The sequence below is a fragment of the Streptomyces sp. NBC_00076 genome, assembly GCF_045041235.1.
GTDB lineage: Bacteria > Actinomycetota > Actinomycetes > Streptomycetales > Streptomycetaceae > Streptomyces.
Genome location: NZ_CP108242.1, coordinates 758,696 through 771,840 on the forward strand (window position 1 = coordinate 758,696; position 13,145 = coordinate 771,840).

A 13,145-nucleotide genomic window follows, 5' to 3' on the forward strand; every position below is an offset into this window, starting at 1 on the left:
TCTGACTGTCAATGGCGAAGCCAGACCCTTACGATGGCGGGATGGAGTGGCTTGAGGCGAGCACGGAGAACTGCCCCGTCCAGCGCACGCTCGACGTGATCGGGGAGAAATGGACGCTGCTGATCCTGCGTGACGCCGTCAACGGCGTCCGCCGCTTCGACGACTTCCACCGCCACATCGGCCTGTCCGAAGCCGTCCTCAGCGACCGCCTCCGCAAACTGACCGCAGCCGGCATCCTCAAGACCACCCCCTACCGGGAACCCGGCACCCGCTCCCGCAACGAATACCGCCTGACCCGCAAGGGCTGGGACCTGTGGCCCGTCCTGATGGCACTCACCCAGTGGGGCGAAATGCACACCCTCGGCCCCGAAGGCCCCGTACTCGACATCCGCCACACCGACTGCGACGCCCCTGTCCGCGTCACCGTCGAATGCACCACGGAACACACCACCCTCACCCCCCGAGACGTCACCGCCCGACTGGCAACAGGCGCCCACCCCCGTTCGTGAACCACGCACCCAAGTCCGCATGATCACTGCTCGCGACCAAATCATCTACCGGTCGTAATATTACGTATGTCAGGTCATGGACTACTCTTGACCGCGAGGCAGCGGTCTTACGGAGCGAATGGAGGAAGCTCGTGGCGCGTTACGCCAAGGAGCACAAGCAGGTGACGCGGCAACGCATCATCGAGAAGGCCGGCCACCGGTTCAAGCAGGACGGCATCGACGGCTCGGGCATCTCCACGCTGATGTCGGACGCCGGGCTCACCAACGGAGCCTTCTACGCCCACTTCGCATCCAAGGACGACCTCGTCGCCCACGTCGTGGCCGACGAACTGCGCACACAGATCGCGAAGTACGACACCCTCCGACCCGGCCGCCAGGGACTGGAGGACCTCATTCGTGAATACCTGTCTCCGGCGCATCGAGACCATCCCGGCCTCGGATGCTGCTCCGCCGCCCTGCTCGACGAGATCGGTCGCTGCGAGGACGGGGCCAAGCAGGCCTACACCGACGGCACGCGGGACATCGTGGAAGAGATCGCCGCCCGTCTGACGCCTGAGGATCCGAAGTCAGCTCGCGGCACGGCTCTCGGGCTCTTCACCATGCTGGTGGGGACGCTGCAACTGTCCCGCGCCCTCTCCGACCGGAAGTACGCCGACGAAATCCTTGAGCAGGGAATCGAGAACGCGCTCACATTCATGAGTTCATGAGGTGAGAGGAGCACCTGCGGCCGCCCCACGAAGTCGCCGGGAGGCTCCTCCAACGAGGACCACAAACACGCCGGAGGCCAGCGCCCGATCCCGGCCCTGGTCATCGTTCAGTCGGCGACGCGGCCGGACCGACGGTCGACGATGAGAGCCTTGACGGTAGAGCGCTACGGCGACAAGGGCGGCGTGCGTGCCGGCGAAGTGCCGGATCCGGAGGTGGGTGCGGACGATGTGCTGGTCCGGAAGAAGAACCGCGCCTCATCCGCAAGGTCGTCCTCGCCGGTACGGGACCCGCCGGAGGGCCCGGCATCGACAAGGTCCCGGCGCTCGCCATCCAGGCCACTCTCAGGGGCGCACTGCCCCGCCAGGATCCCAAGCTCCCCCTGTTCTTCACCGAAACCGCGGTCGGCCGGGGGAGGCCGGACGGGCTTTCCTCGCACGGCTTAAGGAGCGCACTCACGACCGAGACAAGGACATCTCGCTGCCGTCGCTCCGTGCCCAACTGAAGGCCATGAGCCGCGCGCGGCGATGTGACAGCGGAGGCCCCCTGGCAAGTCGTTCGGTGGGGTGTGCGGTCAGGAGCTGACGATGCGGCGCACGTTGTCCACAGCGCCGCAGCCTGCCTTCAGCTGACGCTCCCGCTCTGCCAGGAACGCCCCGCCCAGCTCCTCCCGACGTTCCATGCCAACGTTCTCGCGTGCTCCGTTGAGGATGGTGCGCTCCTCCTCGTCGGCGTGGTGCGTGACGGCCTCCACTAGCTCTTCCAGCTTCGCGTCCCACTCCTCGGAGCCGACCTCGTCGACCTCCAGGAGTGCGAGGAGCGCCTTGTTGCCCTCTTCGTGCTCCTCCTCGCCGTGCTCGAGCTCTTCGTCCTCGATCTTCTTGTAGCGCTTGAGGGCGGGGTACACCTTCGCCTCTTCCGCCTGCGCGTGCGCGATCAACAGATCGGCGAACTCCCGCAGGGCGGCTGCCCGGTCAGCTTCGACGCTGCGCATCAGACGAAAGAGATCCTCCATCCTTCGGTGGTCCTGGAGGATGAGTTCTACGACGTCTCGTGTCTCGGCCATGGGAAACAGGCATCACTTTCGTACGAGGGAACCTTGCCGGACCCGACTACCCCGGTCCGCCGTGTTCAGTGATCCCGGTGTACGGGGCGGATGGACCGGGTCGGCATCCCGGTGCCCGCGGGTAAAATACGAGCACGCTTCGACACCGCCGGCGTCCGTACCAAGAGGTACGAGCCGGCACGTTCCGGGGCACCAGATCAGGAAGGTTCCCCATGAACACGAAGTCGTCGTCGGCTGGACTCCCCCGTGGCGGCAAGCCGCAGCGGGCGACTGCTCGGCAGAACGAACTCCCGACGCCGGCCGGGATGTCCTCGGGTCTGCCGCCTGCCGACTCTTTCGAAGCGCTCGGGCTGCCGTCGGAGCTGATGACGACGCTGATCGGCCTCGGAGTGACGGAGCCGTTCCCGATCCAGGCGGCAACCCTGCCCAACGCGCTGGCCGGCCGCGACGTCCTTGGCCGTGCGCGGACCGGCTCCGGCAAGACGCTGGCTTTCGGGCTGGCGCTGCTCATGCGGACGGCAGGTCTGCGAGCGGAGTCGAAACGACCGCTGGCGCTGGTGCTGGTGCCGACCCGGGAACTCGCACAGCAGGTGAGCGACGCGCTGGCCCCGTACGCGCAGACGCTGAACGTGCGACTGGCGACCGTCGTCGGAGGACTGTCGATCAACCGGCAGTCGGCGCTGCTGCGAACCGGAACCGAGGTGGTCATCGCGACGCCGGGGCGCCTGGCCGACCTGGTGTCGCGCCGGGACTGCCACCTCAATCAGGTACGGATCACGGTGCTGGACGAGGCGGACCAGATGTGTGACCTGGGTTTCCTGCCGCAGGTCTCCGACATTTTGGACCAGGTCCGCTCCGACGGGCAGCGCCTGTTGTTCTCGGCCACTCTCGACCGCGACGTCGACCATCTGGTGCGGACCTACCTTCACGACCCGGTTCTGGCATCCGTCGATCATGTGGCGGGCTCGGTCGCCACGATGGAACACCACGTGCTGAACATCCACGCCGCCGACAAGTACGCGACCGCGACCGAAATCGCCGCACGGGACGGCCGGGTGCTGATGTTCCTGGACACCAAGGCCGGCGTGGACCAGTTCACCCGTCACCTGCGGGCCAGCGGCGTACCGGCCGGGGCCCTGCACAGTGGCAAGTCGCAGCCGCAGCGCATGCACACACTCGGCCGGTTCAAGGACGGTGAGATCACCGTACTGGTGGCGACCAATGTCGCGGCGCGGGGCATTCACATCGACGCGCTCGACCTCGTCGTCAATGTCGACCCGCCGGCCGATGCCAAGGACTACCTGCACCGTGGGGGGCGCACCGCACGCGCCGGAGAGTCAGGAAACGTGGTCACGCTGGTCACCCCCAACCAACGGCGCGACGTGAACCGGATGATGTCCGACGCCGGGATCCGGCCGACGATCACACAGGTGCGATCCGGCGAGGAGAAGCTGACCGCCATCACCGGGGCGAAACGCCCGCCGACAGGCGGGAAGAGCAGCACCGGCAACATCCCCTTCCGCGGCCTCGGCTCACGTACGGGCCGCCCCGCGAAGGAGTCCCGCAAAGCCGCCGAGGCCCGCAAGGCCGCGGAGGCCCGGGCGGCGGCTCGGGTACGCAAGGGCCGCTGACGCGGGGCGGACAACGGTACGTCACCCCCGGCCTCCCAGCTGTGGCGCCCTCGGGACGGACTCCTTCAGGCGTGCTCGCCGACCGGGGTCCGCTCGGGAACTGCGGCTGCTTCTACGGCGGTTCGGCGCTCGGCCAACCCGAGTGCCACACCGGCGATGATGACCACGCCCCCCAGGACCTGCGCGAGCCGGACGGTCTCTCCGTTGATCACCACGGCACCGAGCACACCGAACACCGGTACCAGGTTGAGGATGTTGACCGCGACGCTCGAGGTCATCCGGCGCAGGCCGTAGTTGTAGAGAAGGAAGCCGCCGACGGAACACGCCACGGCCAGATAGGCGAGCAGCGCCGAGGCCGTGGCGTCCGGCACCCGCCAGTCCCCGATCTCCAGGAGCGAGGCGAGCAGGAAGCCGACGGCACCGGCCACGGTCTGGTGGTAGGTGAGGTTCACCGCGTCCTGCCCGCGGCCCGCGTACTTGCCCAGCACGTTGTACCCGGCCCACACCAGGCCGCCGAGCAGCAGCAGGACATCGCCGAACCAGCGTGTGCCGCCTCCGACTTCCGCCCCGTTCCGCACGACCAGGAAGGCTCCCCCGGCGGCGAGCAGCACGCCCCCGACCCGGAGCAACGGAATCCTGGTCCGGAAGACCACCAGCTCCAGGAGCATGGTCATCAGCGGATAGGAGGCCACGATCAGGGATGCGTCGGAGGCGGTCGACAGCTCGACGCCGATGTTCTCCAGCACGAAGTAGACCGTGATGCCGAGCAGGCCGCTCAGGTGGATCATCCGCCGTCGGCGGGCATCCGGCGGGGCGGCCGGCTTGCGGCGCATGAGCACCATGATCCCGAGCAGCACGGCAGCGATCGTGAAGCGGACGGCCCCGATGGTCAACGGCCCGACGTCCGCCAGCACCTCCTTGGTCACCGCGTACGAGCTGCTCCAGAACAGGGCGGCCGCCACGACGGAACAGATCGCCAACGCTTTTGTCTTCCGCTCGTCCACCCCTGATGCCCCTTTGTCGTCCGAACTCGCCGATCCCGTCCGGACCGCCCATTGAAGCGACGAATCATGAACGGAATTATCGCGGGGATGCTAACAATCAGGTGGAGAACATGACATCCTGACCGAATATAATTCGACTTCTAAGGTGCCTGACGGAACATGGACGAACTAGATTCGGCGTTGCTGCGGCTTCTGCAGCAAGACGGTCGGCGCACCAACCGGGACCTCGCGCAGGAGTTGGGGATCGCCCCCTCCACGTGCCTGGAGCGGGTGCGCTCGCTCCGTGAGCGCGGTGTGCTGCTCGGGTTCCACGCCGAGGTGGACCTCCCCTCGGTGGGCCGCGGGCTGCAGGCGATCATCGCCGTGCGCGTACGGCCGCCGACGCGTGCGGTCATCGAGCAGTTTCAGGCCTTCGTGGCGCGGATGCCCGAGGTGATCGGGGTCTTCGTGCTGACCGGCACCGACGACTTCCTCCTCCATGTGGCGGTTCGCGACGCCGACCATCTGCATTCGGTCGTCCTGGACAAGCTGACTGAGCGACAGGAACTCGCGGACGTACGTACCTCGGTGGTCTACAGGCACTCGCGGAAGACCGTCATCGAGCCGATGTGAGGCCCTCCAGGGTGGCGATCAGCCAGGGGGCGAGGCGGTGGACAGGAGCTCATCCATGTCCCGGAACAACGTGTCCGTCGCGCAGTGTCAGGTGGGTGCCGTCGAAGCGGGACCGCATACGGCGGTCGTGGGTGACGACGATCACTGTGCCCTGGTAGTCCGTCAACGCCTCTTCCAGTTCCTCGACGAGCTCGGGCGCCAGATGGTTGGTCGGCTCGTCCAGCAGGAGCAGGTCCACCGGCTCGGTCACCAGCCGGGCCAGTTCGATGCGGCGCCGTTGGCCGTATGACAGGTCCTCCACCCGTTGCCGTAGGTCGTCCGGGCTGAACAGGCCTAGCGACAGCAGCGCCTCGCTGTGCTCATCCAGGGTGCCGACCCGTCCGCTGCCGAACGCCTGAACCACCGTCAGACCCGGCGGCCAGGGAGCCTGTTCCTGCCGCAGATGCCCCACCCGCCCTGTCACCCGCACCGTTCCACCGTCCGGCGTCAGCTCTTTGGCCAGCACCCGCAACAGCGTCGTCTTGCCCGCCCCGTTGGGGCCGGTGATCAACAGCCGCTCCCCTGGCCCGAGGCTCAGGGAATCGATGCTGAGCCGGTCGCCGACTCGCACGTCGATGACTTCGGCCACCGTCTCCAGCGGCTGCGCGGCCCCGGTGGTGATCTCGGCGGTGAAGGTGAGCGGCTCGGGGGGAGCCGCGACAGGGTTCTCGGTCAGCCGCGCGACCCGTTCCTTGGCGTTGCGGATCCGCACCATCGCCCCGTGGCCGCGCCCTCGCGTGCGGAACCCCCCGGCACCGAAGACGGCCAACGGCAGCTTGCGCGGAATGGTGTCCAGCCGCGCCACGTTGGACGCGATCAACTCCCGGCTGCGGTCCAGTTCGGCCCGCCACCGCTCGTACTCCAGCAGCCGGCGCTGCCGCTGTGCCGCCTTCGCCTCCAGATAGCCCTGGTAACCGTTGCCGTAGCGCGCCACCTTTCCGGAGTCGACCTCCAGGATCGTGGTGGTGAGGCGGTCGAGGAACAACCGGTCGTGGGTGACCGCGACGACGGTGCCGCGGTGCTTGCGGAGGTGTTCCTCGAGCCATCCCACCGCCCGGTCGTCCAGGTCATTGGTCGGCTCGTCCAGCAGCAGCAGTTCGGGCTCCGACGCCAGTGTCCCGGCCAGTGCCAGGCGTGAGCGCTCACCGCCGGACAAGCTGCTCAGTTGCCGGCCGCGCTCCAGTCCCGGCAGCCCCAGACCGTGCAACGCGATCTCCACACGGGAGTCGGCCTCGTAGCCACCACGGACCTGGTACCGGTCGACCAGATCCGCGTAGTTCTGCAGGAGGGCGGAGAGTTGGGCGTCCTGCCCCGCCTGGCAGGGCCGTTCGGCCAGGGCGACTTCGGCCTCGCGCATCCCCTCCTCCAGTTCCCGAAGGTCGGCCAGGGCCAGATCGACGGCGTCCTGGACCGTGGCGTCAAGCGGCAGTTCCAGCGTCTGGGCGAGATGGCCGACGCCTCCGGGCGCGACCACCGTCAGTGCCCCGTTGTCGGGCTGCTCCCGCCCGGCGATGATCTTGAGCAGGGTCGACTTACCGGATCCGTTGTCCCCGATGACCCCGACCTTCTCGCCCGGTTTGATCGTGAAACCGACGCGGTCGAGTACGACTTGGTCCTGGTAGCGCTTGGTGATGTCCTGCAGAGCGAGTTGGGCTGTCGGCACGCGGCTGTCCTCCGGATCGGTTGAGTGATGTCTGCCGCGCACAGGGAAACGCCGACACGGCGGACAACTCCGCAGCGTCGCTTTCTTCGGGAATGCACGGCCTGGCGCGGTGACGGAGCCGAGCTTCGACGTCCCGCGCCTTACGGATCACTAACCGATCACAGAGAACCCATACCGCCACCGTAGGCGGTACGGAAGTCCACCGGCAACTGGTTTTTGACGGAGCCGCCCGGTCCGTCCGGCCTGGTCCGTCCGGTCGGGTCGGGTCAGGGCGGGAGAACCGGGCGGCGGACCGGCCCTCCCGCCCCGGATCACTGCTGCGGGTAAGCCCGCAGCGCGGAGGCGAGCTCCGGACTCACGCGCGCCTTGAGCCGGGTGCCCTGCTCGGTGTGTTCGGCGGAGAGCACCTCCCCCTCCTGGTGGGCCCGCGAGAGCAGGCCGCCCTCGGTGTAGGGGACCATGGCCTCGACCTCCACCTCGGGGTGCGGCAGCAGGGCGTCGATGAGGTCCCGCAGTTCCCCGATGCCCTGCCCGGAGCGCGCGGAGACGGCGATCGAGCCCGGTTCCGCCTCCAACAGGCGGGCCACGACGTCCGGGTCGGCGGCGTCCGCCTTGTTGACGACCACGACCTCCTTGATCCCGTCCGTGCCGATGTCACGCAAAACCTCCCGGACGGAGGCAAGTTGCGCCTCCGGCTCCGGATGCGATCCGTCCACCACGTGCAGCACCAGATGCGCGTCCGCGACCTCGTCGATGGTGGAGCGAAACGCCTCCACCAGGTGGTGTGGAAGGTGCCGTACGAAACCGACGGTGTCGGCGACGGTGAACGTGCGGCCGGTCGGGGTCTGCGCCCGGCGTACGGTCGTGTCCAGGGTCGCGAACAGCGCGTTCTCCACCAGCACTCCGGCCCCGGTGAGCCGGTTCAGCAGAGAGGACTTACCCGCGTTGGTGTAGCCCGCGAGGGCGACCGACAGCACCCGGTTGCGACGGCGCTCCTCGCGCTTGACCTCCCGTCCCGTCTCCAACTGGGCGATCTCTCGCCGGAGTTTGGCCATCCGCCCGTGAATCTGCCGACGGTCGGTCTCGATCTTCGTCTCGCCGGGTCCGCGGGTCGCCATGCCGCCCCCGCCACCGCCGCCCATCTGCCGGGACATCGACTGGCCCCAGCCGCGCAGCCTCGGCAGCATGTACTGCATCTGGGCCAGCGCCACCTGGGCCTTGCCCTCCCGGGACTTGGCGTGCTGCGCGAAGATGTCCAGGATCAGCGCCGTGCGGTCCACGACCTTGACACCCACCACGTCCTCCAGATGCACCAGTTGGCTGGGGCTGAGTTCCCCGTCGCAGACCACGGTGTCGGCGCCGGCCTCCCCCACGATCTCTCGCAGCTCGACGGCCTTGCCCGATCCGATGTAGGTCGCCGGATCGGGTTTGTGCCGCCGCTGGATGACCGCGTCGCACACCGAGGCGCCGGCCGTCTCGGCCAGCGCGGCCAGTTCGGCGAGCGAGTTCTCGGCATCGTCGGCGGTGCCCGACGTCCACACACCGACGAGTACGACTTGCTCCAGGCGGAGTTGGCGGTACTCGACCTCGGTGACGTCGGAGAGTTCGGTGGAGAGCCCCGTGACGCGGCGCAGCGCTGCCCGCTCCTCGCGGTCGTACTGCTCGCCGTCGAGGCCGTCGGTGTCCAGAGGCGCGAGGTGCTCGTCCATCAGTGCGTGGGCACGCTGCTGCTGGACGGGGGAGCCTTCGGGATGAGTCATGTGGATCCTTTCTCGGGAGGGGACCGTCGGCGGGGGCGCCGAAGGGTCCCGGGGCATCCGGGAGGAATGAGCACAGCCGGATGCACGGGCAGCCCGCCGAAGGGACGGGCACGGCACAACCAGGGACAAGGCCGAGGACAGAACCATGGCCGGACAGGGGGGATCTCGTCGGCAACGACGGGGGCGGGCATACGAACGCCACGGCCGACGAGCCGTGCCCAGCGGTGTCATCCCACCAGGGAGCTCAACGCAAGGCCGCTATGGGCATCGCGCCCAGTGCCGCGTCACCGTACCGATGTCGAATCTCACACGCTGTCGACCATAGACGACTCTCCGACCGATCGCACCCGACTATCACGGGCGTCGACGCGTCGGCGGCCCGGCCACGAAGCCTTCTGCGGACCTGCCGTCCGCCTCCTCACCCACCGCCACGTCCAACTCCTGTGCCAGAGTCTTCCGTTCGGCCCGCTCCGCGACGGACGCGACCGCCGTGATCGACACCATCCGCCCGGCCCAGGGGTGCCCGACGCCTCAGCGGCGCCCTCGGCTCACCGCCAGGCCGATCCCGATGAGGGCGAGCACAACGACGGTGATCACAAACCAAGTGGGCATCGTGTCAAGGCCCTTGTACGCGAGAGGCGCAGCGCCAGTCGGCAGCATCGGAGTCTCCTCGGTCGGATACCTGCGCGATTGCCCCCTGGTGAGATCGACATGCGACTGCGGCATCTCAAGCTCTTCTCCGGCAGACATCGGTCCACTCGTCGCCTTTGCCGATGAGCCTAGCCGGTCACCCCTCACTCACCTGCGCATACGGACCTCGCCGATTTCCAATACGTCGGAGGTCTTCCCCTATCACTCAAGAGGCCTGCACTATTCCCTGGAAGTTCACAACCAGAAATGGGAGGCACCTACGTGACCGCGACACCAGGGAACGGGATCTCTCGAAGAGGTGTGATCGGCACGGCAGCCGCGGTCGCCGCCGGAGGCTGGTCGATCGGCTCCGGCACCGCCTGGGCAGCGTCGCCGGCGCCCGGGGGGACCAAGGACCTGTACGAACGGATGGCCAGGGCTGCCGCCTTGCGGTGGCGGCGGATGCCCGGCGACTGGAAGGACGGCCCCTTCCTCGGCAACGGTCTGCTCGGGGTGCAGGTCTACCGAGGCGCGACGGCCAACTCCGTGAAAGTCATGGTCAGTCACAGCCAGGTACAGGACCAGCGACCGCAGTGGCGGGCTCCGTACGGATTCTCCCGGTTGCCCATAGGGCACTTCGACCTCACGCTGGCGGGCGAGGTGACCGGCGTCGACTGGACCTTGGACCTCTGGGACGCCGAGCTGAGCGGTACCGTCACCACCACCCGGGGCAGCGTCCGCTTCTCGATGTTGGTGCACAACGCCCGTACCGCGCTGCTGATCTCCACCCGGCCCAGCGCCGGCGAGGAGGCCGCGGCCTGGTCGTTCACCTGGATGCCCGCCATTTCGCCCCGCGAAAAGGACAAGCCCGCCGACTACACGGGCAACCCCGACCCCCGCACCGGATCCGCGGGCGCCACACACTACGTCGAGCAGCCGCTGATCGCGGGCGGCGGATGGACCACCGCCTGGCGTGAACGGCGCGTCGGCAGTGGCAGGTTGCTGGCCGCGCACCTCGTCTACCGCTTCCCCGAGGACCTGTCGCGCACGACGAAGCTGGCCGTCGCCGAAGTGGCCCGCACGCTGTCCACCGACCCCGACGAGCTGGCGCGCGACCACCGCGCCTGGTGGCACCGCTTCTACCGGCGCAGCCTGCTGTCGGTCCCGGACAAACGCATTCAGGACTTCTACTGGATCCAGCTCTACAAGGCCGCCTGCGCCACCCGGGCCGACGGGCCCTCGATGTCCGAGTGGGGGCCGTGGTACCCCGAGACCGGCGGCAGTTGGAGCGCCGTCTGGTGGAACCTCAACGTACAGATCGCCACCTGGCTGATCCAGGGATCCGACCACCCCGAACTCGACTCCGTCACCTCCACCTTCAAGAACTTCGAGACGTACCTGCCTCTCTCAGTCCCGCCGGAGTACCAGGACGGCACCACCTACGCCCTGGCTCACCCCTCGGACTGGATGCTGCGCCCCGGCGCCAAGACGGTCGGCATCCCCGGCACCTCCACCAAGACCGACAACAACGGCAACCTCATCTGGGCCATGCACAACGTCTGGCTCAGCTACCGCCACACGATGGACCTGTCGATCGTGCGTGACGTCCTCTACCCGATCCTCGTCAAGGCGGTGAACTTCTACGACCACTTCCTGTACGAGGGCAGCGACGGCAAGCTGCACCTGCCGCTCACCCGGTCGCCCGAATGGGCGGACGCCACCGACTGCACCTACGACCTCTCCCTGATCCGCTGGGGCTGCGCCACCCTCCTCGACTGCCTGCGCCTTCTGCGTACGGACCATCCGCGCGCCGGTCGCTGGCGCGAGATCCTCCAGCGCCTGGTGGACTACCCGCGTGACGCGACCGGTGTCACCATCGGCGCCGCGAAGCCGCTCACCGAGTCCCACCGGCACTTCTCGCACATGCTGTGGCTCTTCCCGCTGCACGAGCTGAACTGGGACCGGCCGTCCGACCGGGACATCATCCGCACGACCTTCGACCACTGGGTCAAGGACCGTAGCCTGTGGGCCGGTTACAGCTACGCCGCCGCGTCCTCGATGGCCTCCTTGATGGAACGGCCGGAGGAGGCCCTGGACTTCCTGACCTTCTTCACCGACGGCAACGTCATCAAGAACGCGTGGATGACCGCGAACACCATGTACGTGGAGGGCGGAAACCTGGCCGTCGAGAGCCCGTTGACGGCGGCGCAGTCGGTCCTCGACATGGCCGTGCAGAGCCACGGCGGCACCGTACGGGTCTTCCCCTCCGTATCACGGCGCTGGCCCGACCTCTCGGTCCAAGGCCTGCGCACCCAGGGCGCGTTCCTCGTCGACGCGGACCGATCGGGCGGGCGGACCCGATGGGTGCGCGTCCACAGTGGGGCCGGCGCCCCGCTCGTGCTGCACCACGGCATCGACGGCGCCGTCGACGTACGGGACGAGCGCGGGCGGCGACTGCGATACAAGGAGACAGGGCCCGACCGTATCCAGATCCAGCTCGGCCGGGACGAAACGGCCGTCGTCGTCTCCCGCGGCACTCACCCGGACCTGAGCCCCCGTGACGTGCCGGCCGTCGGCGACGCGAAACCGTGGGGGCTGCCGGACTGAGCCGACGTCACCTCCGAGCACCCCGGCAGCGTACGCGTGGCAGGGGTGGGCATCGGCCCGGTGGAGGAGTTCCATCGAGCCGATGCCCTGGAGCAGCTCGCCATCTGGTCGTCGAGGCCCACGAGCAGGTGGAGCTGCCCGCGGGCACCGCAGCTCCGCCGGCCCACTCGCGCGCTCAGGACCAGTTGGCCGGTTCGGCGAGCGCGTAGGACGAGGCGATCCGGTGGTTGTCGTGGTGGATCGTCAGCACGTCGGGGCCGCTGGGCGTGCCGTCCCGCCACGCCGTGCAGTAGATCCCGTTCGACCAGCGGATGGTCCGCGAGGTCGACGGAAGGGCCGCGATGCCGGTCATACTGACGGTCTTCCTGCCGTTGAGCCAGACTTCGAACGCGCCCGAGCCGGCGCCGGCCAGCTTGAGGCGGGCGACCACGCGCACCCACGTACCGCGCAGGGCCGTGATGGAGCCGACCGTGCCCTTGATGCCGCCGGAACCGCCGAAACGGATCTCGTCACCGATGACGAACATCAGGAGCCAGGGGCCCTCGGGGTCCTCCGGGGACCACTGCTGGAAGGTGACGTTCTGGTTGTGGAACTCCCAGTCGGGGGCGAGCCGGATGGCCTGCCCGTAGTACTTGTCCTCGCCGACACTCTGCGCGCCGCGCTGGATGACCTCCGAGTGGTAGCCGCCGGTCTCGCCGATGTAGGTCTGGGTGGCCTCCAGGGAGTGGGCACCCTTGTACACCGGGGAGTCGGCGGTCGCGATCACACCGTCCTTCTGCGTGTAGGCGTAGTCCCAGCCCTCGACGCTGCCGCGGTTCTGGAAGTACACCTCGTCGGCGGCGTACGCCCGCCCGGTGGCGCCGGTCGCGCCCGCCAGGACGGTGCCGCCGAGCATGGCGAGAGCTTGTCGTCTGCGCAC

At 68.4% G+C, this 13,145-nt stretch carries 10 protein-coding genes; 5 read left to right on the forward strand and 5 right to left on the reverse strand.

Annotation, left to right across the window (positions count from 1 at the left end; translation table 11 throughout):
* Nucleotides 1-41: 41 nt before the first annotated feature.
* Nucleotides 42-509: a winged helix-turn-helix transcriptional regulator gene (locus tag OHA64_RS03670; protein ID WP_405607689.1), complete on the forward strand. Its 468-nt coding sequence runs from the start codon at nt 42-44 to the stop codon at nt 507-509.
* A 131-nt stretch (nt 510-640) separates the two neighbouring features.
* The gene (locus OHA64_RS03675; protein WP_405607692.1) at nt 641-1,216 is read left to right on the forward strand and encodes a TetR/AcrR family transcriptional regulator; all 576 of its coding nucleotides are present in this window, start codon (nt 641-643) and stop codon (nt 1,214-1,216) included.
* Nucleotides 1,217-1,788: 572 nt separating this feature from the next.
* On the opposite strand, the gene OHA64_RS03680 is transcribed toward OHA64_RS03675, so the two are convergent.
* Nucleotides 1,789-2,280 carry a hemerythrin domain-containing protein gene (locus OHA64_RS03680; protein ID WP_405607695.1) on the reverse strand — a complete coding sequence of 164 codons (492 nt, stop codon included), beginning with the start codon at nt 2,278-2,280 and terminating at the stop codon, nt 1,789-1,791.
* Between the two features lie 305 nt (nt 2,281-2,585).
* Between OHA64_RS03680 and OHA64_RS03685 the strand changes: the two genes are divergently transcribed.
* Complete coding sequence (locus OHA64_RS03685; RefSeq protein WP_405623851.1) at nt 2,586-3,911, forward strand: DEAD/DEAH box helicase; 1,326 nt, start codon at nt 2,586-2,588, stop codon at nt 3,909-3,911.
* A 65-nt stretch (nt 3,912-3,976) separates the two neighbouring features.
* Here the strand turns inward: OHA64_RS03685 and OHA64_RS03690 are convergent, their stop codons facing one another.
* Nucleotides 3,977-4,915 (reverse strand): DMT family transporter, encoded by a 939-nt coding sequence (locus tag OHA64_RS03690; protein WP_405607698.1) that lies wholly within the window; start codon nt 4,913-4,915, stop codon nt 3,977-3,979.
* 159 nt (nt 4,916-5,074) lie between these two features.
* On the opposite strand from OHA64_RS03690, the gene OHA64_RS03695 reads away from it, so the two are divergent.
* Nucleotides 5,075-5,527 carry an Lrp/AsnC family transcriptional regulator gene (locus OHA64_RS03695; protein ID WP_405607701.1) on the forward strand — a complete coding sequence of 151 codons (453 nt, stop codon included), beginning with the start codon at nt 5,075-5,077 and terminating at the stop codon, nt 5,525-5,527.
* A 49-nt stretch (nt 5,528-5,576) separates the two neighbouring features.
* On the opposite strand, the gene car(A) is transcribed toward OHA64_RS03695, so the two are convergent.
* On the reverse strand, nt 5,577-7,229 hold the full coding sequence (gene car(A), locus OHA64_RS03700) for an ABC-F type ribosomal protection protein Car(A) (protein ID WP_405607704.1): 1,653 nt from the start codon (nt 7,227-7,229) through the stop codon (nt 5,577-5,579).
* A gap of 311 nt (nt 7,230-7,540) precedes the next feature.
* On the reverse strand, nt 7,541-8,989 hold the full coding sequence (gene hflX, locus OHA64_RS03705) for a GTPase HflX (RefSeq protein WP_405607707.1): 1,449 nt from the start codon (nt 8,987-8,989) through the stop codon (nt 7,541-7,543).
* 912 nt (nt 8,990-9,901) lie between these two features.
* Here hflX and OHA64_RS03710 point away from each other — a divergent pair.
* Nucleotides 9,902-12,226 carry a glycosyl hydrolase family 95 catalytic domain-containing protein gene (locus OHA64_RS03710; RefSeq protein ID WP_405607710.1) on the forward strand — a complete coding sequence of 775 codons (2,325 nt, stop codon included), beginning with the start codon at nt 9,902-9,904 and terminating at the stop codon, nt 12,224-12,226.
* A gap of 175 nt (nt 12,227-12,401) precedes the next feature.
* Here OHA64_RS03710 and OHA64_RS03715 read toward each other — a convergent pair whose 3' ends face one another.
* The gene (locus tag OHA64_RS03715) at nt 12,402-13,145 is read right to left on the reverse strand and encodes a polysaccharide lyase (RefSeq protein ID WP_405607713.1); all 744 of its coding nucleotides are present in this window, start codon (nt 13,143-13,145) and stop codon (nt 12,402-12,404) included.

Coding starts and splice junctions, on each gene's coding strand:
- OHA64_RS03670 (WP_405607689.1), top strand. CDS start 42: ATGGAGTGGCTTGAGGCGAGCACGGAGAACTGCCCCGTCCAGCGCACG.
- OHA64_RS03680 (WP_405607695.1), bottom strand. CDS start 2,280: ATGGCCGAGACACGAGACGTCGTAGAACTCATCCTCCAGGACCACCGA.
- OHA64_RS03685 (WP_405623851.1), top strand. CDS start 2,586: ATGTCCTCGGGTCTGCCGCCTGCCGACTCTTTCGAAGCGCTCGGGCTG.
- OHA64_RS03695 (WP_405607701.1), top strand. CDS start 5,075: ATGGACGAACTAGATTCGGCGTTGCTGCGGCTTCTGCAGCAAGACGGT.
- hflX (WP_405607707.1), bottom strand. CDS start 8,989: ATGACTCATCCCGAAGGCTCCCCCGTCCAGCAGCAGCGTGCCCACGCA.